A 22,711-nucleotide genomic window follows, 5' to 3' on the forward strand; every position below is an offset into this window, starting at 1 on the left:
GTACGGAGCAGTGACAAGTCGCGCACACGGTACGCGGCGTTGATCGAATCTGTCATTCGGCCGGAGGATCTGCGGTGGCCCTGAACAACATGTACGGCGCAAGGCTTCCCCAGCAGGAGACCACGGTGGGAGCCGGCGTGCAGCTCCTGGTCCTGGCCCTGCTGGGCACGGCGATCGGGATGGGGCCCGCGGGCTGGCTGACCGGCCTGGTGTTCGCGTTCGCCACCTGGGCGGTGCTCACCCGCGCTCTGCGGCGCACCCAGCCCCGCTCCTTCGGACCCGCCAACCGGGTCACGCTCGGCCGCGCGATCCTGGTGGGCGGAGTCACCGCGCTGGTCGCGGACTCCTTCGAGAGCTCGCCGCCGGTCAGCCTGCTGGTCGGTCTGACGGCGGTCGCGCTGATCCTCGACGGCGTCGACGGCAAGGTGGCCCGGCGGACCGGCACGTCCTCGGCCCTGGGCGCCCGCTTCGACATGGAGGTGGACGCGTTCCTGATCCTCGTGCTGAGCGTGTACGTCGGGATGTCGCTCGGTCCGTGGGTGCTGCTGATCGGCACGATGCGGTACGCGTTCGTCGCCGCCGCCCGGGTGATGCCGTGGCTGAACGGCGAGCTGCCGCCGAGCATGGCGCGCAAGACGGTGGCGGCCCTCCAGGGCGTCATCCTGCTGGTCGCGGGCTCCGGACTCCTGCCGTACGACGCGGAGATGGCCGCCGTGCTGACCGCGCTCGCGCTGCTCGTGTGGTCGTTCGGCCGCGACATCGCGTGGCTGTGGCGGCAGGGTGGCCGCGGGCCCGCGGAACGGAGCCTGCAGCCCCGGGAGAACGAGCGCCCGCGGGAACTGGTCACCGCGGGCTCGGCTCCCGTGGGTTCCGAGGGCTGATCACCGAACGGCACGGGCCCGAGGAGGAGTTGACCGGGATCCCGTGAGACCGGGAGGCCGGGCGCGCCCGGGAAAAGCGGACGTACGCACGACATTCACGATCTGTCATGGCCGGGAACGAACATCGTCTGACTAGACTACGGACCCTCGTGCACGTGATCGCGCCACGCGCGGGCAAGGCCGTTCCCGAAGGGTTTCGACGCTTGATAGCCATCGAAGATGTCAGCAAGCGATACGCCGACGGCACGGTGGCCGTCGATCGCCTGTCCCTCCAGATACCGGATCACTCCATCACCGTTCTCGTCGGACCTTCGGGCTGCGGCAAGACCACCACGCTCCGCATGATCAACCGCATGATCGAGCCGAGCAGCGGCACGATCCGGGTCGACGGCGAGGACATCCGCACCCGGCCGGTCAACACCCTGCGCCGCTCCATGGGTTACGTCATCCAGAACGCCGGCCTCTTCCAGCACCGGACGATCGTCGACAACATCGCCACGGTGCCCCGGCTGCTCGGCTGGTCCAAGCAGCGCGCCCGGGAGCGCGCCGCGGAACTGATGGAACGGGTCGGCCTCGATCCGGCCATGGCCCGCCGCTATCCGTACCAGCTCTCCGGCGGTCAGCAGCAACGGGTCGGCGTCGCCCGCGCGTTGGCGGCCGACCCGCCCATCCTGCTCATGGACGAGCCGTTCTCAGCGGTCGACCCGGTCGTACGCCGGGGACTCCAGGAGGAGTTGCTGCGCATCCAGGGTGAACTGGGCAAGGCCATCGTGTTCGTCACCCACGACATGGACGAGGCGATCACCATCGGCGACCGCATCGCCGTGCTGCGCACCGGCGGCAAGCTCGCCCAGTTCGCGGCCCCCGACGAGATCCTCTCGGCGCCGGCCGACCCGTTCGTCGAGCAGTTCCTCGGCGCGGACCGGGGCATCCGCGGTCTGTCGTTCCTCTCCACCCGCGATCTCGGACTCGACCGTTCCCGGGTCTTCCCCGTCGGCTCCGACTGGCGGGAGATCGCCGGACGCGCCCCGGAAGGGACGCCCGTGCTGGTGACGGACGCCGACGACAGGCCGCTCGGCTGGGCCGACCCCGGCACCTGGGGCGGAGACGTCGCGGACCTCGAACCGTACGGCCCGAGCTTCGAGGTGGGCCGCGACTCGCTGCGGGTCGCGCTGGACCGTGCCGTGCTGTCGCCGACCGGACAGGCCGTCGGCGTCGACGGTTCCGGGAAGGTCCTCGGGGTCGCCGGGCAGGAGACGGTCGCCGCGGCGATCCGGTCGGCCCGGAAGCGCCGGGCGGCGGACGCCCCGCAGGAGACGGCGAAGGCCGCGCGATGAACGGGTTCTTCCACATTCCGAGCGCCATCCAGCACAGCTATGCCGGCCTGATCGTCCTCCATCTGGAGGAGGCGCTCGTCCCCGTGCTGGCCGGGTTGCTGCTGGCCGTGCCGATCGGACTGCTGTGCGTCCACTACGACTGGCTCTACGCGCCGGTGCTGTGGACCTCGACGGTGCTCTACGCGATCCCCTCCATCGCCTTCTTCGTGGTGCTCATCGACTACACCGGGCTGAGCCTGCTGACCGTGATGATCCCGCTGTGCCTGTACAGCCTCGTCGTGCTCGTCCCGGCGGTGGTCGACGGGGTCCGCTCGGTCCCCGAGGAGACGAACGCCGCCGCCTCGGCCATGGGCATCGGTGTCGTGCGCCGCTACTTCCAGGTCCAACTGCCCATCGCCGTACCGGCGATCATGGCGGGGCTGCGTGTGGCCGTCGCCTCGAGCATCAGCCTGGTGAGCGTCGGCGCGCTGATCGGCAACCAAGGGGCGTTCGGGAATCTGCTGACCTACGCGCAGTTGTACGGTCTCCCCCGGCTCGCCGTGACCGCGGTGGTCACCATCGCCGTCATCGCGGTCGTGATCGACGCCCTGCTCGTCCTGCTGCGGCGGGTCCTCACCCCCTGGCAGCCGCCGTCCGGCGGTGCCGCCGGGCGCTCCGGGGCCGCGACCGCAAACGCCGGTGCCGGCACCGCGGAGGGCGCCTCGTGAACGTGCTGAACTTCATGCAGGCCTTCTTCAGCGACGGCTCCCACTGGCACGGCTACGACGGCATCCCGCAGCGGGTGTGGGAGCACGTCCAGTACACGGCCGCGGCCCTCGCGATCGCCTCGGCCATCGGTCTGCCGATCGGCCTGGTCACCGGGCACACCGGGCGCGGCGGCAACGCCCTGGCCTTCGTGTCCGCCGGGGCGCGCGCGCTGCCGACCTTCGGGCTCCTGGTCCTGATGTTCGTCTGGTTGGGCCTCGGCATCGTGCCGGTGATGATCCCGCTCGTGGTACTGGCGATCCCGCCGGTCCTCATCACCACCTACGAGGCGGTCCGCACCGTGGATCCCTCCCCCGTCGACGCCGCCCGCGGCATGGGCATGCCCGAGTCACGGATCCTCTTCCAGGTCGAGGTCCCGGCGGCGCTGCCACTGATCCTCAGCGGGCTGCGCTCGGCGACGGTCCAGATCGTCTCGACGGCCACGATCGCGGCCTACGTGTCCCTCGGCGGGGTCGGCCGCTACATCCTGGACGGCCTGTACCAGCACAACTACGAGAAGGTGGCCGGCGGAGCCGCCCTCACGGCCGTCCTCGCACTGCTCGTCCTCGTGCTGTTCTGGACCGTGGGCCGGGTGGCGGTCTCACCCGGCGTACGCAGGCGCCGCGCCGCGTAGCGACACCACCCGGTAGCGGTACCACCGCAACGGGGACGGCCTTGGGGCCGTCCCCGTCCTCGTCCTCGCCCTCGTCCCGGCAGGCCTGGACGGCTTTCGGGCCGTCCGCGTCCCGGCCGGAACCTGCGGGCGGCACGTGCCCTCGCTCAGGGACGCTCTCCCGGAGTGTGCGCTGCTCTCTCGGCCCTGGCCAGGGCGTGTTCGAGGACGACGAGCAGGGCGTCGCGTACGGACCCCCGGTCGCGGGCGTCGAACACGGTCAGCGGCACGTGGTCGGCGACGTCGAGGGCCCACCGTACGTCGTTCAGATCGTGTTCGACCCGGCCGTCGAAGGCGTTGACGGCCACCGCGAAGGGGATGTCCCGGTGCTCGAAGTAGTCGACGGCCGCGTAGCAGTCGTCGAGCCGCCGGGTGTCGACGATGACGAGTCCGCCGAGCGCGCCCTCGACGAGGTCGTCCCACATGAACCCGAACCGTTCCTGGCCGGGGGTCCCGAACAGGTAGAGCTTCAGGGTCGGATCGAGGGTGACGCAGCCGAAGTCCATGGCGACGGTCGTCGTCACCTTCTCCGGGGTGTGGGAGAGGTCGTCGACACCGGCGGCGACCGAGGTGATGGACGCCTCGGTGGTCAGCGGCTCGATCTCCGAAATGGCCCCCACCGTCGTGGTCTTGCCCACGCCGAAGCCGCCCGCGATCACCATCTTGACCGGCAGCGGCGGCCGGGGACGCCCGTCGTCATCCCTCACGGATCGAGCCCCGGGAATCGGGGACAGCTCGGAGACCATCGATCACCCTTCGCAGAACAGTGACATCGCGGTTGGAGCGGGCCTGCGGCGCGTACAGGGCCAGTTGACCGTCGGCGCGCAGGTCGTCGGCGAGAACCCGGACCACATTCAAGTGCATCCGGAGCCTCGCCGCGATCTCCGCGAGCGACTGCGGCTCACGGCAGACCATGATGATGTCGCGGTGCTGGTCGAAGACGAAGCGGTCCAGCGTCGCCAGTCCCACATCCGTGGCCACCACCTGTGTCTCGATCGGGATCGGCGGTACGAGACTGTCGCCGCCGGCGATCCGTCCCGCGGTCAGCAGGAACGGCCGGACGACCGAGGCGGGGCGCTCCACTCCCCGTTCGGCGCCGCCGCCGGCCAATGGCTCGCCGGACGTCATCACGTCCTCCCCCTTCACCTGTGCGCGCGTCACCGGTCATGTGACGCGCCGTCGGACATCAGCCGGCCGGTGCGACGCCCACGGTTCTCTTCAGCTCCATCACCAGTTGCGGACTCAGCACCGCACCGGCCCGGTTGGCGAAGAGGGTCATCTCGTAGGCGATGTTGCCGAGTTTCGCCTCCTTCGAGGTGACCACGCCGAGCACCGCTCCGGCGCCGAGCGCGGACACCAGCACGTGCCCTTCCTCCAGGTCGATGATGACCTTGTTGAGGCTGCCGAGGCCGTAGTTGCCGGAGGCCCCCATGGCGAGGCTGGTGATTCCGGAGACGATCGCCGCGAGCCGCTCGGAGTCGGCCTGGCCGCGCAGTTGGGACACCGCGATGAGCAGCCCGTCGGAGGAGACACCGATCACGTCCACGACCCCGGCCGTCTCGGTGGCGAATCGGTTGAGCAGCCAGTTGAAGTCGGCAGCGGCGGCCTTCACGTCCGCCGCGGGTTCCGCTGTCGGGGACTCGGGCCCGCCTGTCCACATCGTCACGTGCTCATGCCTTCCGGGGAAGAGGGTCTTCTGTTCTGGGTGTCGGTCCCGGCGGGACCGCCGGTTCTGCCGCCCGGCCGGGTCACCGCGGTCGTGTGGCCCTCGGTCGCGCTCTCGCGTTCGGCCCGCAGCACGGCGGCCTCGAACTCGTCGAGTTCGGAGCGCGCGGCCTCGGCGTCCGTGGGCTGCCAGGAGGGCGGCCTGCGATGGGTGGGTGGTTCGGTGGGTCTGGGCAGCCGGCTCGCGGCGGTGCCGGCCGACAGGGTCGCCCCGCGCACCCTGCGGCGCAGCGGACCGGTATCGCCGGACCGCGCCGGGCCGGTGGGTGCCGGGTCGGCTGCGGTGCCGGGCCGGGCACCGCCGTGCGTCGTCGCGCGCTCGGCGCCGGTGTCCGCCGCCTCCGAACGGCGGGCGTGGTTGGGGGCTCGGCGCCACGGGGCCGCGAGGGCACCCTGCGGGGCAGGCCCGCGGGTCCGGCCGGCGCCTCGAGCCGCGCCTTGCGCGGCTCACCGGGGCCGGGGCGGCGCGCGGCCGGCTGCATCCGCGGGGCCCGTACGGCGGCGGAGGCCTGGTCACCGGGCACGAGGTGGACCGCGGGCACCGCCACGGTGGCGGTGACACCGCCACCCGGGGTACGGGACAGGGCGACCTCGATGCCCCAGCGCCGGGACAGGCCGCCGACCACGAACAGACCGAGCACCTCCGTCGGCGCCAGGTCGAGGCGCTCGCGCCGGATCAGCCGGGCGTTCTCCTGCGCCAGCCGCTCGGGGCTCATGCCGAGTCCGTGGTCGATGATCTCGACGAGGGCTCCGCCCCCTTGGTGCCGGGGCCGCAGGACGACCTCGACGCCGCTGGTCGCCGGGGAGAACATCACGGCGTTCTCCAGGAGTTCGGCGAGCATGAGGGTCAGATCGCCGACGATGTCGGGGACGACGGTGACATCGCCCTCGGCGTGCGGAGTCACCCGCTGGAAGCCCTCGATCTGGCCGAGCGAGGCACGGACGATGTTGCTGAGCCGCATCGGTTCGGTGTTGAGACCGGTCTCGCTGATCCCGGCGAGCAACATGAGACTGTCGGCGTTGCGCTGGAGACGGACGGCGATGTGGTCGATGCGGTAGAGCCGGTCCAGCACCTCGGGGTCGGTCTCGCCGCGCTCCACCGAGTCGATCAGGGCGAGTTGACGGGCCGTCAGATTGCTGACCCGGCGGCCGACGTTGCCGAACATCTCGGCGATGTTGCGCCGGCTGACGACCTGGCGTTCCAGCAGCGCGCTCGCGGTCACCTGAACCTGGTTGAAGGCTTCGGCCAGTTCACCGATCTCGTCGCGCACCAGCACGGGAACGGCCTCCAGCCGCGGCGGGCTCGCGTCGTCGGCGTCGTCGTCCGCGACGCGGGCGAGCTCGCTCCCCGCGGCACCGGCCACATGCTGGGCCGCCGCCGTGAGGGTCCTTACGGTCCGCACCACGGAACGCCGGGTCAGCACGGAGAACAGCAGCCACGCCGCGAAGGCGGCCAGGATGCCGGCGATCAGCCAGACCACCCGCCACCAGGCGGTGTTCGACGCGGACTGGGCGTTCCCCGCGATCCCGCCGATCAGCGACTGGACGATCTTCAGCCGGTTCTCGGCCTGCCGCTCATAGGTGGGACCGGCACGCAGCGCCTCGTCGAGCGCGGCCCGCAGCTGTGTCGCGTTCTCGGCGACCAGCGCTCCGGTGTCGACCTGGAGCGCGGCCCAGTGCTGGGTGATGACGCTCTGGTACGGGCTGTGCTCGATCTCGGCGAGGTCGCTGCCCTGTTCCGTGCCGGCGAACCGGGTGAACCGCTCGGCCTGGTAGGTGTACTGGTCGTAGTCGCCGACGGCGCCGGTGAACTCGATGAGCGCGTTGGAGTCACGGGTGCGGGCGGCGAAGACGCTGGTCTCGAAGGACGCGTGGGCGGTGTCGGCGCGCAGCAGCGCGTCGAGCAGATTGCCCGCGGACGCGGAGGACTCGCTGCCCGACCGGCCGAGACCGAGGCCGTCGATGAGCCCCTCGATCACCGATCCGTACGCGGGGTCGATGTTGTCGGCGGGGATCGGCCCCTGCTCGACGGTCTTGCGGAGGCTGTCCAGGCCTTCGAGCTCCTTCAGCGCCTGGGCCTCGCCGTCGGGCAGCCGGTCGCCGTAGGCGGCCCGGACCGCTTCGATGCGGGTGCCGACCTGCGCCTGCGCGGCCAGGTAGGCGGTGGTGTCCGGCGCGCTCTTCCCCGAGGGCGCGGCCTCGTAGCGCAGCGAGACCAGGAGGGCCTGCCGGTGCTCGGTCTGCACGGCGTCGATGAGTTTCGTCACCTGCGTGCTGTCGCGGACGAGTTGGGCGGTGTCGGCGGCGGACCGGGCCCGGCCGATCTCGCCGGACACGACATAGGCGAGCATCACGGAGATGACGGCGAGCGGCACGATCACCAGAACGTTGAGTTTCCGGCGGAAGGGCCAGCGGTCCAGCAGAGACGGTGTCCGGCCGGTCCCGAGGACATCGGACGGCTGCCCCGAGGCGGCTTTTCTGTGCGCGGGCACCCAACCTCCTTGACTTCATTCCCCGTTGGAAGCCTCGTAGCAGGCCGCCTGCATGGATCAAATGGTCACGAGCAGCGCGATCGGGCCGACAAGTGGAAGGGGGCCCTCGACGCGGCCAACACTAGCGGCTGCCGTCAGAGTACGGCCATGATCAACCGAAAAGTGGCACGCGAAGACGCCTGGTTCGCTCCTGTTTCGGTCACGTTGCGCCTACGGGCTGAAGCTGTACGGTCCCCATCAGTGATCTATTCGTGTCTTGACGGTACTCGAGGCGGCTCGATTGGATCGTCAGGACCTTCACACGTGCCCACCAGCCACCAACGCCCCACCGATTGCCAAGTCTGGATGACCAAGTGACCATCGCCAGAAGCACTCGAACCTCCGCAACCTCCGCTGTTTCCCTGCTGGTTGTGGCCGCTGCCGCGCTGACGGGCTGCGGCTCCTCCAACGACACGGACGGCAAGGACCCTTTGAAGGGTGACGCCGCCAAGGCCGGTACGGTCGTTGTCGGTTCCAACAACTTTCCCGAGAGCATCCTGCTCGCCGACATCTACGGCGAGGCCCTCAAGTCCAAGGGCATCAAGGTCAGTTACAAGCTGAACATCGGCAGCCGTGAGACCACGTACGGTCTGATCAAGAACGGTACGATCACGGTCCTTCCGGAGTACAACGGCGCGCTGCTCGCCTACCTGGACGCCAAGGCCGCTCCGACGTCCGTCGACGAGACCAGCCAGGCCATCTCGGCCAAGCTCGACCCCAAGCTCTCGCTGCTGATCCCGTCCCAGGCCCAGGACAAGGACGCGATCGCCCTGAACGAGGCGACGGCCAAGAAGTACAACCTCACGGACAAGTCGACCATCAGCGACCTCGCCGACGTGGCGAAGGACCTGGTCGTCGGCGGCTCGCCCGAGTTCCAGACCCGGCAGCAGGGCCTGAAGGGCCTGAAGTCCGTATACGGTCTCGATTTCAAGAGTTTCAAGGCACTGGACGCGGGCGGCCCGCTGACCGTGGCGGCACTGAAGGGGAACAGCATCCAGGCCGCGGACATCTTCACGACGGACCCCGGAATCAGCAAGAACAAGTTCGTCGTGCTCCAGGATCCCAAGAATCTCTTCGGGTTCGAGAATGTCACTCCCCTGACCTACAAGAGCGCTCTGCCCGCGGCCGGAGTCTCGGTTCTCAACGACGTCTCGGCGAAGCTCGACACCGAGACCCTGGTGAAGCTCAACAGCGACGTGCAGGACGGCAGCAAGGACCCGCTGGACGTGGCCAAGAACTGGCTGGCCTCGGCGGGACTGAGCTGACGTCGGCACCGGCACCGGCAGCCGGACGAGTGCCCAGGGCCGGGAGGCCGTCCTCCCGGCCCGCCTCCTGACGGCGACGGCGTACGGCTGAGGAGTGAACGTCCGTCATGCTCGAGCGCACGGCCGACACGGCCACCGGTGCCCCGGTCGCCGACCGCCCGGCCACCGGGAGCACGCCGCCGGGTGTCGTCCTCGACGGCCGGGGCCTCGACGCCGCCACGGTGGCCCGGATCGCCGACGGGGCGACGCCGCTCTCCCTGTGCCCGAAGGCACTTGAGGCGATGGAACGCACGCGCCGGGCGGCCCACCGGCTGGCCGCCGAGGGTGCCCGCGTCTACGGACGCAGCACCGGCGTGGGAGCGCACCGGGGGCTCGCCGTCGAGGAACACGACGGCGCGGGCCACGATCTGCGGCTGCTGCTGAGCCACGCGGGCGGTGTGGGCGAAGCCCTGCCGGCCCGCCGGGTCCGCGCGATGATGGTGGTCCGCGCGAATCAACTCCTGGTCGGTGGTTCGGGGCTGGGCCCCGAGATCGCCGCGGCCGTAGCGCAGGCACTGCGAGCGGGGGTCCATCCCCGGGTGCTCGAGTACGGGTCCGTCGGCACCGGTGACCTGACCGCGCTGGCCCGGCTGGGACTCGCGCTCTTCGGCCACGACACCTGGACACGGGACCTGGCGGTTTCGGAGAGCCTTGTCTCCCCTGACCCGTTTCCCGAGATGTTGCTGCCCGAGAAGAGGCTCGCCGAGAGGTCGCTGCCCGAGGGGTTGCCGGCCGAGGAGCCGCTGCCCGGGAGACCGTCGGCCGAGCACCCGTTCCCCGAGCGCCTTCCCCTGCAACGCGGGGACGCGCTGGCCCTGTTGAGCAGCAACGCCCTCACCCTCGGGGAGTCCGCCCTCGCCTGGCACGACCTCGGGGTCCCGCTGCGTGCCGCGCACCTCGTGGCCGCGCTGGCCCTGCACGCGGTGGACGGCTCCCTCGAACCGTACGCACCGGAGGTCCACGAAGCCCACGCGCATCCGGCGATCGCGCAGGTGGCGGCACGCGTCCGGTGGCTGCTCGGCGCGACGACCGGTAGGGACACAGGTGTACCGGGGCTGCCGGACAGAGTGCCGTCACGGGTGCAGGACCCCTTCGGCTTCCGGTGCTTCCCGCAGGCTCACGGCCCCGCGATGGAGGCGTGGTCCGGCCTGAACCGGGTGCTGTCCATCGACCTCAACTCCGCCGCCGAGAACCCCCTCATCGGCTGGGACGACATCACGGACGGTCCCGTCGCCCGGCATCACGGCGGCTTCTTCACCGCGCCGCTCACTCTCGCGCTCGACCAGCTCGCCCTCGCCGTGCTCGGCACGGCCCGGCTCTCGGCGGCCCGGCTGTCCGCCCTGGGCCGCCCCGAACTGACCGGACTGCGCTCCTACTTGGCCGACGCCTCCTCGGCCGGGTCCGGGATGATGATCCTGGAGTACAGCGCCGCCTCGGCCCTCGCCGAGATACAGGCGTGCGCCACTCCGGCCTCGCTCGGGCATGTCGTGCTGTCCCAGGGCATGGAGGAGGCGGCGACCTTCGCGCCCCAGGCCGCCCGCAAGGCGCTGCGGGCGGCGCAGGCGTACCGGCTGGTCCTGGCCTGCGAACTCGTCGCCGCCGTACGGGCGTTGCGGCTGCGGGGCGCTCCGCCCGCGCCCGGCACTCCGGCGGGCCGCGCCTACGCACGCGCGGCGGCGGCACTGGACCCGGACATGCGGGACCGTCCCCTCACCGACGACGTGACCGTGGCCGCGGCCCTGCTGGACGGATTCGCCGAACTCACGGGCGACGCGTGGGAGACCGTACGGCTGGGCTAGAGTCGGCGCCGGTCCCCGGCCGGACGTTCTGCCGTGGGTGGGCTGTGCGTTGGGGGATGACGGCACCATGCGGTACGAGCACGTGGAACTCTCCGGGTACGAGATCCAGGAGGTCCTCGGCCGGGGCGGCTTCGCCACGGTCTACCGGGCGCGCCAGGTGGCGGTGGGCCGGGAAGTCGCGCTGAAGGTCGACAGCAGGGTGCTGGCCTCGGACCGCGACCGGCAGCGCTTCCTGCGCGAGGTCACGGCCGCGGGCCGGTTGTCCGGACATCCGCACGTGGTCCCGGTCTACGACGCGGGCGTCCTCGGCGACGACCGTCCGTACATGGTCATGGAGTTGTGTCCGGGCGGCTCGCTCGGCGAGCGCCTGCACCGCCATGGACCGCTCGCCGTCAAGGAGGCCCGGGACATCGGGCTCGGCATCGCCGACGCCCTGGCCGCGGCGCACGCCGCCGGGGTGCTGCACCGTGACATCAAGCCGGGCAACATCATGGTCAACCGGTACGGCGCCGCCGCCCTCACCGACTTCGGACTGGCCGCCATGCCCAGGCCCGGCCGGGACCTGTCGGTGACGCGCGAGGCGCTGACCCCGGCGTACGCGCCGCCCGAGGCCTTCCATCTGGCCGAACCCACGACGACGGGCGACGTCTACTCGCTCGCCGCGACGCTCTACGCCCTCCTGCGGGGCCGCCCGCCGCACCACCCCGACGACGGCACCCAGCTCAGCCTCGCGGAGCTCATCGTCCGGCACACCTGGCCCTACGCCGACCTGCCGGGAGTGCCGAGCGCCCTCAACGCGGTGCTCAGACAGGCCCTGGAGACGGATCCGGCCTCCCGGATGCCGGACGCGTCATCCTTGCGGGACGCCCTGGCCGCCGTCGACGTCGACAGCGCCGTACAGGGTGGGTTCGGGCCGGTACCCCGTACGGCCACCACCCGTCCCACCCATCGGGACACGCCCTCCACGTCCTACACCCTTCCCCCACCGCCCTCGGACCCGCGGGCTCCGGGCCCGGCGCGGCCGGACGGCCGGCCCGGCAGGGCGGGCGGGAACGGCGGGCCTCAGGCCGACGGTGGCCGGACGGAGGACGGCCACGGCCGGCCCGCCGCCGGTGGAGAGGCGAGCACGGTGACCGAACCGGCGACTCGTGGGTCCTCACGGTGGCGTCCCGGCCTGATCGGCGTGGTGGCGGCCGTGGTCTCGGTGAGTCTGTCCGTCACCTGGGTGGTCAACGAGTACGGGTCGCCGGGCGGCCCCGGCTCCTCCGCGGGCGGATCCCCGCCCCCCAGCACCTCGGGCAAGGCCTCCCCGGGCGCCGGCGCGGCCTTCGGCGGCGTGCGGACCACCCGGAGCGGCTGCGCGGCCGCCGGCGTCGAAGGAGTGGGCGGCCGCTGTGTCACGACCCCCGAGTGCTGGAGCGGCATCACCGACATCTCGGGAACGATCACCGTCACCAGCGCAGACTGTCACGTCGCGCACGTGTGGCAGACCTTCGCCATCGCCCCGCTGCCCAAGGACGGGATGACGTACAACGCGAGGGATCTCGTCAAGCATCCCGACGTCAGAGCGCTGTGTTCGCAGCAGGTCATGCGTGACTCCCTGACGTCCACGAGCCGTTCGGACGGCACCCGCTGGAACGTGGACGTCCTGCCGCCGACCGCCCCCCAGTGGGCCGAGGGGCTACGGGTGTTCCGCTGCGTCGCCGCGGCGATCACGGACGACGGCGAGACCACCGGCAGCCACTTCGGCACGAGCGGCTGACCCTCGCGCGGACCTGAACGGGCCTCGCCAGGCCGGGGATTCAGGCCACCGGGCGGTCTCTCCCGGCCCGACTCAGCAGCCACTGCCAGCGCCCGCGCTCCGTCACACAGGTCGCGGCGGCCAGCACGGTGACCGGGACCGCCGCCCAGGCGGGCCAGGCGAGCCACGAGAACACCACCGCCGCGACCAGTTGAAGCAGCACCAGCAGCACGGTCACCCAACCCGGCACCGGCACGAGGACGTTGGACTTGTCACCCGGGGTGGCGAAGACCGTCGGCAGACCGATGAGCACCACCACGGAAGCCACGGCGAGCAGCCACGAACGGTCGGACAGCACCCAGGGGGTGGCCACCCAGGCCACGATCTCCGTCGCGAAGCGAAGAACGGACGGCAGACGGTCGTCGGGTCGCCCCGACGCGGTCGCTCCGTTGGCGATATCGGTCACCGCGGAACGATCCCACGCCGGACTCCGGATCACCAGCGGCCTACGGCTCCACCCCGCCGCCATCGTGTTCGCCCCCGGGGCTGCCGCAGAGGAAGGCTCGACGGCTGTTTCCCTCCCGTGAATGATGTCGGTGCGGAAACCAGGTGTCCGGATGGGGAGCTCTCGGCTCACCTCGCGGCGGACGCGATGTTGCCGCCCGTGATGCCCTTCGGGTTCAGGTGGGCGATGTGGCCGCTCTCGGTGCCGGCGGAGGGGTCGATGACGCAGTCGATGAGCGCCGGGCCGCCGGAGGCCAGTGCCTCGGTGAGGGCCGCGGTGACCTCGGCCGGTGTGGTCGCTCGGTAGCCCTTGCCGCCGAACGCCTCGATCATCCGGTCGTGGCGGGCCGCGGGCATCAGGGTGGTCGGAGAGGGCGCGTCGCCGAGGGGATTGACGTCGTCGCCGCGGTACACACCGCCGTTGTTCATGACGACCGTGACGACCGGCAGCCCGTACCGGCAGATCGTCTCCAGCTCCATGCCGCTGAACCCGAAGGCGCTGTCGCCCTCCACGGCGATGACCGGGGCACCACTCTCGACGGCGGCGGCGATCGCGTAGCCCATGCCGATGCCCATGACACCCCAGGTGCCGCTGTCGAGACGGTGCCGCGGTACGTGCATGTCGATGACGTTGCGCGCGATGTCCAGCGCGTTCGCGCCCTCGTTGACGATGTACGTCTCCGGGCGCTCGCGCACGACGTCGCGTACGGCCTTCAGGGCGCCCATGAACTGCATGGGGTGCGGATCCGCCTTCAGCCGCTCCGCCATCTTCGCGACGTTCTGCGCCGACCGCGCGCCCAGTTCCGCGCGCCAGGCGGCGGGGGCCGCGATCCGGCCGGGCTTGGCGCGCTCGGCGATCGCTTCCAGCACCGACTCGATGTCGCCGACGAGCGGGGCCGCGATGGGCTGGTTGCTGTCCATCTCCCTGGCCTCGATGTCGACGTGGATGAACCGGGCGGCGGGGTTCCACTGCGGTGCCCGGCCGTGGTTCAGCAGCCAGTTGAGGCGAGCGCCGACGAGCATCACGACATCGGCCTTCTTCAGGGCCAGCGAACGGGCGGTGGCCGCCGACTGCGGGTGGTCGTCGGGCAGCAGGCCCTTGGCCATCGACATCGGGATGAACGGGATGCCGGTGGACTCCACGAACTCGCGTATGCGTTCGTCGGCCTGCGCGTACGCGGCGCCCTTGCCGAGCACGAGCAGCGGCCGTTCGGCGCCCGCGAGCAGCTCGACGGCCCGGTCCACCGCCTCGGGCCCCGGGAGCTGGCGCGGCGCGGGGTCGACGAGGCGGCTCAGTGTCCTCGCGCCCGCCTCCGCGTGCATCACGGAGCCGAGGACCGCGGCGGGGATGTCGAGATACACACCGCCCGGACGCCCCGAGACCGCGGTGCGCAGGGCGCGGGCGATGCCCCGGCCGATGTCCTCCGCACGGCTCACCCGGTAGGCGGCCTTGCAGAACGGCTGCGCGGCGGCGAGCTGGTCCATCTCCTCGTAGTCGCCCTGCCTGAGGTCGACCAGGTGCCGTTCGCTGGAGCCGGAGATCTGCACCATGGGGAAGCAGTTGGTGGTGGCGTTGGCCAGGGCGACCAGACCGTTGAGGAATCCCGGCGCGGACACGGTCAGACAGATGCCGGGCTTCTTGGTGAGAAAGCCGGCGGCCGCCGCGGCGTGACCCGCGTTGCTCTCGTGCCGGAAGCCGATGTAGCGGATGCCCCGCGCCTGCGCGAGGCGGGCGAGGTCGGTGATCGGGATGCCGACGACGCCGTAGACGGTGTCGACGTCGTTCATCCTCAGCGCGTCGACGACCAGGTGATACCCGTCGGTGAGCTCGGTCTGCGCGTCGGCGTTCGCCGCGGTCTCCGGTGTCGAGGGAGCGGTCATGGTCCGAGGTCCTCCTTGGCAGGTCCGGTCGGTACGGCTGCTCCTCCCACCATCGTCAACGCGCCCGCCCGCGTCCAAGACCCATCGGCGACCAGCCGATAAACAGCGTCTATCAAGGGCAGGTGGGGGGCCTCCAACTCGGTTGCCGGGAGCGGCTGTCGGCCATGAGCCCGGCGTATACGGCGTACGGGTCCGCGCGCCGGGCCGGTTCGGCGGGTCTGGCAGGTCTGCGGGTCTGGTGGGTCAGTAGGTCTGGCAGGTCGGTGGGTCTGGCGGGGCTCAGCGCACCCGGTGCTCGTGCGGCAGGGGCTGTCCGAAGACCTCGTCCAGCGCGAGGCCGGTGGCCGCGTTCACGAAGGCGCGCGCGGCGACCGAACCGGGGGTCCCCGCGTGGATCGCCACCGAGACCTGGGCGCCCGCCTCCGGGTCGACCAGGGGCAGCGCGCGCGTCCTGCCGATCACCGGCATGGCGCGCAGCCAGGTGTGCGGAACGATGCTGGCCCATGTGCCGCCGCCGACATGCGCGTAGAGCGCGGCGATGGAGTCCGTCTCCACCTGGGGTGTCACCACACATCCCTTCTCCGCGAAGACATCGTCGATGAGCCGGCGGATGCGCATGTCGGGCGTCAGCAGCGCGAGCGGAAGCTGGGCCGCCTCCGCCCATGTCATGGTGCTGGTCTGGGACATGAGCTGGTCGTCGGCGACCAGGAGCATGTACCTCTCCTGGTACAGGGGGACGACCTGAAGGCCTTCCCGGTCGCCGGGATCGAAGTGGGCGATGGCCACGTCGAGCTCGAAGTCCCTTATCTGGCGGTGGAGTTCGTTCGTCGACAGACGGGAGCGGACCTGGACCTTGGCGAGCGGGTGCGCCGCGCAGAAGGCGGCCACGGGCATCGCCAGAGTCGTCGAGGCCGTGGGGTCCGTCCCGAGGCGGAGGGTCCCGGTGATGCCCGACTGCACGGCGGCCACCTCGGCCTTGAACGCGTCCTGTTCGGCGAGGATCCGCTTGGCCCACACGACGAGCCGTTCCCCCTCGGGAGTGAGGCCCTGGTAGGTGTGCCCGCGGTTGATGAGCGTGACGTTCAACTCCCGCTCCAGTTTGGCGATGGCCGCCGACAGCGCGGGCTGCGAGACGTAGCAGGTCTCCGCGGCCCGCGCGAAGTGCCGCTCCCTGGCGACCGCGACGAAGTACTCCAACTGCCGGAACAGCATGCACGCCCCCCTTCCGCTTCCTGCCTCCTGCCTCCTGCCTCCTGCCTCCTGCGGCCCTTCGTTCAGCGCATGAGCCGCACCGCCGCGATCACCAGCGGATGCAGGCCGTCGGCTCCGGCGTCGGCGTACGCGAGGAGCCGGGAACGCATGCGTGGGTCCCAGAAGCGGCCGATGTGACCCGCGATGGCCTCGGCGGCCGACTCCTGCGGCAGGTGACCGAGGTTCGCGGCGATGTCGTTCGCCATCCGGCGCTCGGGAGGCACGGTCGCCGTCATCTCAGTCCACCACCGTGAGTACGTCGTCGGCGGCCGACTGCGGCGTCTCGTCCCCAGCGCGTACGGACCGCTCGCCCCGAGCCCGCCGCGGCGTCCCGTCGCCGTGCCCGAGCGGATGGGCGAGCCCGACCTGGACCGCGGTCACCTTGTACTCGGGGCAGTTGGTCGCCCAGTCCGAGTTCTCGGTGGTCACCACGTTGGCGCCGGTCACCGGATGGTGGAACGTGGTGTAGACGACGCCGGCCGGCATCCGGTCGGAGATCTCCGCCCGCAGTGTCGTCCGCCCGACCCGGCTGGCCAGTGTCACCAGCGCTCCGTCGGTGATGCCGCGGACCTCGGCGTCGTGCGGGTGCAGCTCCAGGATGTCCTCGGGATGCCAGGCGACGTTGCCGGTACGGCGGGTCTGCGCGCCGACGTTGTACTGGCTGAGGATGCGCCCGGTGGTAAGCACCAGCGGGAAGCGCCGGGTGCTGCGCTCGTTGGTCGGCACGTAGGCGGTGACGACGAACCGGCCCTTGCCGCGCACGAATTCGTCGACGTGCATGACCGGTGTCCCCTCGGGTGCGGAGGCGTTGCACGGCCACTGCACGCTGCCCAGTTTGTCGAGCAGGTCGAAGGACACTCCCGTGAAGGTCGGCGTGACCGCGGCGATCTCGTCCATGATCCGGCCCGGATGGTCGTACGCCATCGGGTAGCCCATGGCGGTGGCGATCTCGCACACGATCTGCCACTCGTGCCTGCCCGTCCTCGGCTTCATCACCGCGCGCACCCGGTTGATCCGGCGCTCGGCGTTGGTGAACGTGCCGTCCTTCTCCAGGAAGGACGCGCCGGGCAGGAAGACATGCGCGAACCTGGCCGTCTCGTTCAGGAACAGATCCTGCACGACGACGAGTTCCATCGCTTCGAGGGCGGCGGTGACGTGCTGGAGGTTGGGGTCGGACTGCGCGATGTCCTCGCCGTGCACGAACAGGCCGCGGAAGGTCCCGTCGATCGCGGCGTCGAACATGTTGGGGATGCGCAGCCCGGGTTCGGCGAGGAGCGTGCCGCCCCACAGGTTCTCGAACACCTCGCGGACGGCGTCGTCGGACACATGGCGGTAGCCGGGAAGTTCGTGCGGGAAGGAGCCCATGTCGCAGGAGCCCTGGACGTTGTTCTGGCCGCGCAGAGGGTTGACCCCGACGCCGTCGCGGCCGATGTTGCCGCACGCCATCGCGAGGTTGGCCATTCCCATGACCATGGTCGAACCCTGGCTGTGCTCGGTGACGCCGAGCCCGTAGTAGATCGCGCCGTTGGGTGCTGTCGCGTACAGGCGTGCGGCGGCACGCAGTCGGCCTGCGGGGACGCCGCTGATCTCCTCGGTGGCCTCCGGGCTGTTCTCGGGCCGGGCGACGAACTCCGCCCAGGCGTCGAACCCTTCGCACCGGGTGTCCACGAAGGACCGGTCGACCAGCCCCTCGGTGACGACCACATGGGCCATGGCGTTGACGACGGCGACATTGGTGCTGGGCCTGAGCTGGAGGTGGTACGCGGCCTCGATGTGCGGTGAGCGCACCAGGTCGATGCGGCGGGGGTCGACGACGATCAACTGTGCGCCCTCGCGCAGGCGTCGTTTCATGCGGGAGGCGAACACCGGGTGTCCGTCGGTGGGGTTGGCCCCGATCACCATGATGACGTCGGCCTCCGCCACGGAGCGGAAGTCCTGGGTTCCGGCCGATTCGCCGAAGGTCTGCTTGAGTCCGTATCCGGTCGGGGAGTGGCAGACGCGGGCGCAGGTGTCCACGTTGTTGTTGCCGAACGCGGCGCGGACCATCTTCTGGACGACGTACACCTCCTCGTTGGTGCACCGCGACGAGGAGATCGCGCCGATCGAACCCGACCCGTGCCGGCGCTGGATGTCCCGCATCCGCCGGGCGACCGTGCCGATGGCCTCGTCCCACTCGACCTCGCGCCAGGGGTCGGTGATCCTTTCGCGGACCATGGGCTTGAACACCCGGTCGGGGTGGGTGGCGTAGCCGAAGGCGAAGCGGCCCTTCACACAGGAGTGGCCCTCGTTGGCGCCGCCGTCCTTGTACGGCACCATGCGGACGAGTTCGTCGCCGCGCAGCTCGGCCTTGAAGGAGCAGCCGACACCGCAGTAGGCGCAGGTGGTGACCACCGACCGGGTCGGCATGCCGAGTTCGACCACCGACTTCTCCTGGAGCGTGGAGGTCGGGCAGGCCTGGACGCAGGCCCCGCAGGAGACGCACTCGGAGTCCATGAACGTCTCCGCGGCGCCGGGCGAGACCTTGGAGTCGAAGCCGCGTCCCTCGATGGTGAGCGCGAAGGTGCCCTGGACCTCGCCGCAGGCGCGCACGCAGCGGGAGCAGGCGATGCACTTGGCGGGGTCGAAGTCGAAGTACGGGTTGGAGGTGTCCTTCTCGGCGTCGAGGTGGTTCTCGCCCTCGTAGCCGTACCGCACCTGCCGCAGACCCACCACGCCCGCCATGTCCTGGAGTTCGCAGTCGCCGTTGGCGGGGCAGGTGAGACAGTCGAGCGGATGGTCGGAGATGTACAACTCCATGACGCCTTGGCGGAGCTTCTCCACCTTCGGTGTCTGGGTCCGCACCGTCATCCCGTCCGCCACCGGAGTGGTGCAGGAGGCCGGGGTGCCGCGCCGGCCGTCGATCTCCACCACGCACAGCCGGCAGGAGCCGAACGGCTCCAGGCTGTCGGTGGCGCACAGTTTGGGTATGTCGACTCCGGCGAGCGCGGCGGCGCGCATCACCGAGGTGCCCTCGGGGACGGTCACCGCCAGCCCGTCGATCTCCACCACCACCGTGGCCTCGCCGGGCCGTTCCGGGGTTCCGAAGTCGGGTTCCTTGAGCAGTGTCATGACGTGGCCTCCCTCCTCGCGCCGCTCGGCGGGCGGGAGTTGGTCTCCCGGCCGGCCTCACGGGCGAGGAAGTCGTCAGGGAAGTGGGTGAGGGCGCTCCGTACGGGCATCGGTGTCAGCCCGCCCATCGCGCACAGCGAGCCGTCGGTCATCAGGTCGCACAGGTCTTCCAGGAGCGCCAGGTTCTCGTCCGGGTGCCGGCCGGCCACGATCTTGTCGATGACCTCGACGCCGCGTACCGAACCGACCCTGCACGGTGTGCACTTGCCGCAGGACTCCGCGGCGCAGAACTCCATCGCGAAACGGGCCCGGGCGGCCATGTCGACGGTGTCGTCGAAGACGACGACACCTCCGTGGCCGACCATCGCGCCTGCCTCCGCGAAGGCCTCGTAGTCCATCGGCAGATCGAGCATCGACGTCGGCAGATAGGCGCCGAGCGGTCCGCCGACCTGCACCGTGCGCACCGGACGCCCGGAGAACGTGCCTCCGCCGTAGTCCTCGACCAGTTCGCGCAGCGTGACGCCGAACGCGGTCTCGACGATGCCGCCGTGCGCGATGTTGCCGCCGAGCTGGAAGACCTGGGTGCCGCGCGAGCGTTCGACACCGAGTTCCTCGTAGGCCCGCGCGCCGTCCGCGAGCACGACGGGGACGGTCGCGAGGGTGAGCACGTTGTTCACCACGGTCGGTCTGCCGAACAGGCCCTCGATCGCCGGGATCGGGGGTTTGGCGCGGACCATGCCGCGCTTGCCCTCCAGGCTCTCCAGCATGGAGGTCTCCTCGCCGCAGATGTACGCGCCGCCGCCGACGCGGACGTGCAGCTCGAAGTCGAGCGCGGAGCCGAGAATGCCCCTGCCGAGCCAGCCGTGTTCCTGTGCGATGCCGATGGCGGCCCGCATGGTGGCCACCGCGTCCGGGTATTCCGAGCGGATGTAGAGGTAGCCCTCGCTCGCGCCGACCGCGTACGCGGCGATGGTCATGCCTTCGATGAGCATGAACGGGTCGCCCTCCATGACCATCCGGTCGGCGAAGGTGCCGCTGTCGCCCTCGTCGGCGTTGCAGCAGACGAACTTCAGCTCGTCCGCGCAGTCGAGGACGGTCTTCCATTTGACGCCTGCCGGGAAGCCCGCGCCTCCGCGGCCGCGCAGGCCGGACGCGGTGATCTCGGCGACCACGTCCGCGGGCGGGCGTTCCAGCGCGGCGCGCAGCCCGGCGAGGCCACCGTGCGCCATGTAGTCGTCCGTGGACAGCGGGTCGGTGACACCGACCCGGGCGAAGGTGACCCGGTTCTGCCGGGCCAGCCAGGGGAGTCGGTCCACGACACCGAGCCGCAGCGGATGGTCGGCGCCGTCGAGCATGCCGGAGGCGAGCAGGTCCTCGACGTCGGCCGGGGCCACGGGTCCGTATCCGACGCGTCCGTGCGGGGTCACCACCTCGACGAGGGGTTCCAGCCAGAGCATGCCGCGTGATCCGTTGCGTACGACGTCGAGGGCGAAGTCGCCTCGTACGGCGGCCTGTCGCAGGGCGTCCGCGATGTCGTCCGCGCCGACGGACCGGGCCGCCGAGTCGCGGGGTACGTAGACGGTGGCCGTGGGGTGCGTCCTGTCGTCGGCCTCGTGGCTCACGACGGGAATGCCGGCCTCGCCCCTCATGACGAGACCTCCCCGTTCAGCATCGATCCCAGCCGGGCAGGTGCGACGCGGCCGTACAGCCGGCCGTTCACCTCGACCGACGGGCCCAGGGCGCAGTTGCCGAGGCAGAAGACCTGCTCGACGGTGACGGCGCCGTCCGCGCTCGTCTCCCCGAGGGCCAGTCCGGCCTCACGGACGTAGGTCACCAGGCCGTCGGCGCCGAGCGCCTGGCAGGCCTCGGCCCGGCAGATGCGCACGGCGGTGCGTCCGGCCGGTTCCGCGCGGAAGTCGTGATAGAAGGTCACCACTCCGTGGACGTCCGCCCGGGAGAGGTTGAACTCGTCGGCGAGCACGGGAATCGCCTCCTTGGGCACACACCCCAACTCGGCCTGTACGGCATGCAGTACGGGCAGGAGCGCGCCGCGCTGATCCCGGTGAACGGCCGCCGCCGTCCGGACCACGCTCTCGACCGTCACGTCACTCACGCTTGCCGTCATGATCGCTCCGCCTTCCGTCGTGCGGGTCCCCGGCGATGCGTGCGGGAGACTTGAACACTACCCCATACAGGCTTCTGTATACAGAACTCAATCCGAATCAACCCTCTTGCTCCGAGAGGCAATTGACCGCGCGGGGTGACAGCGACGGGCACCGCGGCCGGCGGACGACACCCGCCGAGGAGCACCCCGCACACGGACGTCACCTCGCTCGCGGGCGCCACCGGCCGCCGGCGGCACCCCGGCCGACCTGGGATCACCTCCCGGCAACCCCCCATCCTGCATACGAAAACCTGTATGCTGACGCAGCCGTCGGCGACCCTCTCGGCGGCCACCTCTTGGCAGAGCCGTCGGCCCCGCGGGGGCCGGTGGCGGAACGGGGCTCCCATGCGCGAGGCACTCACGGCCGCCGCGGCCCGGCGCGTCACCCGCCCGGCACCACTGCGGCAAGCGGTGTACGACGCCCTGACCGAGCTGATCGTCAGTGGCTCCCTCAAGCCCGGCCAGCATCTCGTCGAGGCCGAGCTCGCCGAGCACCTCGGGGTCAGCCGCCAGCCCGTGCGGGAGGCGCTCCAGCGGCTCCAGACCGACGGCTGGGTCGACCTGCGCCCCGCCCAGGGAGCATTCGTCCACTCCCCCACCGAAGAAGAGGCCGCCCAACTCCTCGGTGTCCGCGCGGTTCTGGAGACCTACTCGGCCCAACTCGCCGCCCAGCAGGCGAAACCCGAGGACGTCGAGCGACTCTGGGCGTTGCACCAGGAGGGTGTCGACGCGCTCGCCGCGAGCGACACCGAGCGGCTGGTCGCGGCCAACACCGCGCTGCACACCTTCATCACCTCGATCGCCGACAACGCCGTCCTGGCCGAACTGATAGCGGGTGTGAGCCAGAAGGTGCGCTGGTACTACACGCCGATCGCGCGGCCCCGCGGCAAGGAGGCCTGGAACGAACACGCCCAGTTGATCCGGGCCATCGCCAAGGGCGACTCCGACCGCGCCGGCGAGGTCATGCGCAAGCACACCGAGCGCACCACCGGCTTCTATCGCAAGCAGCTCGCCGCCGGAGCGAACCAGGACTGACCGAGGGGTCCCTCGTACGGGACTCATCACCCA

At 71.0% G+C, this 22,711-nt stretch carries 19 protein-coding genes; 8 read left to right on the forward strand and 11 right to left on the reverse strand.

The genetic code is table 11. From position 1 onward, the window contains the following. Positions 1–74 precede the first annotated feature (74 nt). The 4 genes from OG780_RS08450 to OG780_RS08465 all read left to right on the forward strand — a co-directional run bounded on the left by OG780_RS08450 (position 75) and on the right by OG780_RS08465 (position 3,596). Positions 75–881, forward strand: a complete 807-nt coding sequence (locus OG780_RS08450; RefSeq protein ID WP_328446227.1) for a CDP-alcohol phosphatidyltransferase family protein — start codon at positions 75–77, stop codon at positions 879–881. A gap of 203 nt (positions 882–1,084) precedes the next feature. After that, the gene (locus tag OG780_RS08455) at positions 1,085–2,218 is read left to right on the forward strand and encodes an ABC transporter ATP-binding protein (RefSeq protein WP_328446229.1); all 1,134 of its coding nucleotides are present in this window, start codon (positions 1,085–1,087) and stop codon (positions 2,216–2,218) included. After that, a complete protein-coding gene (locus tag OG780_RS08460; RefSeq protein ID WP_328446231.1) occupies positions 2,215–2,925 on the forward strand; it encodes an ABC transporter permease in 711 nt (236 codons plus the stop codon). Before OG780_RS08455 ends, OG780_RS08460 begins: the two co-directional genes overlap by 4 nt. Further along, entirely contained in the window at positions 2,922–3,596 is a 675-nt protein-coding gene (locus OG780_RS08465; RefSeq protein WP_328446233.1) for an ABC transporter permease, read from the forward strand. Before OG780_RS08460 ends, OG780_RS08465 begins: the two co-directional genes overlap by 4 nt. A 146-nt stretch (positions 3,597–3,742) precedes the next feature. On the opposite strand, the gene OG780_RS08470 is transcribed toward OG780_RS08465, so the two are convergent. The 4 genes from OG780_RS08470 to OG780_RS08485 form a co-directional block, all read right to left on the reverse strand. Further along, positions 3,743–4,381, reverse strand: coding sequence for a GTP-binding protein (locus OG780_RS08470; protein ID WP_443062134.1), 639 nt, complete (start codon positions 4,379–4,381; stop codon positions 3,743–3,745). After that, positions 4,332–4,763 (reverse strand): DUF742 domain-containing protein, encoded by a 432-nt coding sequence (locus OG780_RS08475; RefSeq protein WP_328446235.1) that lies wholly within the window; start codon positions 4,761–4,763, stop codon positions 4,332–4,334. Before OG780_RS08475 ends, OG780_RS08470 begins: the two co-directional genes overlap by 50 nt. A gap of 58 nt (positions 4,764–4,821) precedes the next feature. Further along, positions 4,822–5,295: a roadblock/LC7 domain-containing protein gene (locus OG780_RS08480; protein WP_328457980.1), complete on the reverse strand. Its 474-nt coding sequence runs from the start codon at positions 5,293–5,295 to the stop codon at positions 4,822–4,824. 88 nt (positions 5,296–5,383) lie between these two features. Beyond that, entirely contained in the window at positions 5,384–7,852 is a 2,469-nt protein-coding gene (locus OG780_RS08485) for a sensor histidine kinase (protein ID WP_328446237.1), read from the reverse strand. 401 nt (positions 7,853–8,253) lie between these two features. Between OG780_RS08485 and OG780_RS08490 the strand changes: the two genes are divergently transcribed. The 3 genes from OG780_RS08490 (at position 8,254) to OG780_RS08500 (ending at position 12,756) form a co-directional block, all read left to right on the forward strand. Then, positions 8,254–9,156, forward strand: a complete 903-nt coding sequence (locus OG780_RS08490; RefSeq protein ID WP_443062305.1) for an ABC transporter substrate-binding protein — start codon at positions 8,254–8,256, stop codon at positions 9,154–9,156. 107 nt (positions 9,157–9,263) lie between these two features. Next, positions 9,264–10,994 carry an aromatic amino acid lyase gene (locus tag OG780_RS08495; protein WP_328446241.1) on the forward strand — a complete coding sequence of 577 codons (1,731 nt, stop codon included), beginning with the start codon at positions 9,264–9,266 and terminating at the stop codon, positions 10,992–10,994. Between the two features lie 67 nt (positions 10,995–11,061). Next, the gene (locus tag OG780_RS08500) at positions 11,062–12,756 is read left to right on the forward strand and encodes a serine/threonine-protein kinase (RefSeq protein WP_328446243.1); all 1,695 of its coding nucleotides are present in this window, start codon (positions 11,062–11,064) and stop codon (positions 12,754–12,756) included. 40 nt (positions 12,757–12,796) lie between these two features. Here the strand turns inward: OG780_RS08500 and OG780_RS08505 are convergent, their stop codons facing one another. From OG780_RS08505 to OG780_RS08535, 7 genes are all read right to left on the reverse strand, one after another. After that, positions 12,797–13,201, reverse strand: coding sequence for a hypothetical protein (locus OG780_RS08505; protein WP_443062135.1), 405 nt, complete (start codon positions 13,199–13,201; stop codon positions 12,797–12,799). 167 nt (positions 13,202–13,368) lie between these two features. Beyond that, on the reverse strand, positions 13,369–15,120 hold the full coding sequence (gene oxc, locus OG780_RS08510; protein ID WP_328446245.1) for an oxalyl-CoA decarboxylase: 1,752 nt from the start codon (positions 15,118–15,120) through the stop codon (positions 13,369–13,371). Between the two features lie 279 nt (positions 15,121–15,399). Then, positions 15,400–16,332, reverse strand: a complete 933-nt coding sequence (locus tag OG780_RS08515; RefSeq protein WP_328446249.1) for a LysR family transcriptional regulator — start codon at positions 16,330–16,332, stop codon at positions 15,400–15,402. A gap of 62 nt (positions 16,333–16,394) precedes the next feature. After that, complete coding sequence (locus OG780_RS08520; protein WP_328446251.1) at positions 16,395–16,607, reverse strand: formate dehydrogenase subunit delta; 213 nt, start codon at positions 16,605–16,607, stop codon at positions 16,395–16,397. Position 16,608: 1 nt separating this feature from the next. Beyond that, on the reverse strand, positions 16,609–19,479 hold the full coding sequence (fdhF, locus tag OG780_RS08525) for a formate dehydrogenase subunit alpha (protein ID WP_328446253.1): 2,871 nt from the start codon (positions 19,477–19,479) through the stop codon (positions 16,609–16,611). Then, complete coding sequence (locus OG780_RS08530; protein ID WP_328446255.1) at positions 19,476–21,128, reverse strand: formate dehydrogenase beta subunit; 1,653 nt, start codon at positions 21,126–21,128, stop codon at positions 19,476–19,478. The genes fdhF and OG780_RS08530 overlap by 4 nt, the downstream gene beginning before the upstream one ends. Continuing rightward, positions 21,125–21,604, reverse strand: a complete 480-nt coding sequence (locus OG780_RS08535; protein WP_328446257.1) for an NAD(P)H-dependent oxidoreductase subunit E — start codon at positions 21,602–21,604, stop codon at positions 21,125–21,127. Before OG780_RS08535 ends, OG780_RS08530 begins: the two co-directional genes overlap by 4 nt. A 384-nt stretch (positions 21,605–21,988) precedes the next feature. On the opposite strand from OG780_RS08535, the gene OG780_RS08540 reads away from it, so the two are divergent. Further along, a complete protein-coding gene (locus tag OG780_RS08540) occupies positions 21,989–22,678 on the forward strand; it encodes a GntR family transcriptional regulator (protein ID WP_328446259.1) in 690 nt (229 codons plus the stop codon). Positions 22,679–22,711 lie beyond the last annotated feature (33 nt).

It is taken from the genome of Streptomyces sp. NBC_00386, assembly GCF_036063235.1.
Classification (GTDB): Bacteria; Actinomycetota; Actinomycetes; order Streptomycetales; family Streptomycetaceae; genus Streptomyces.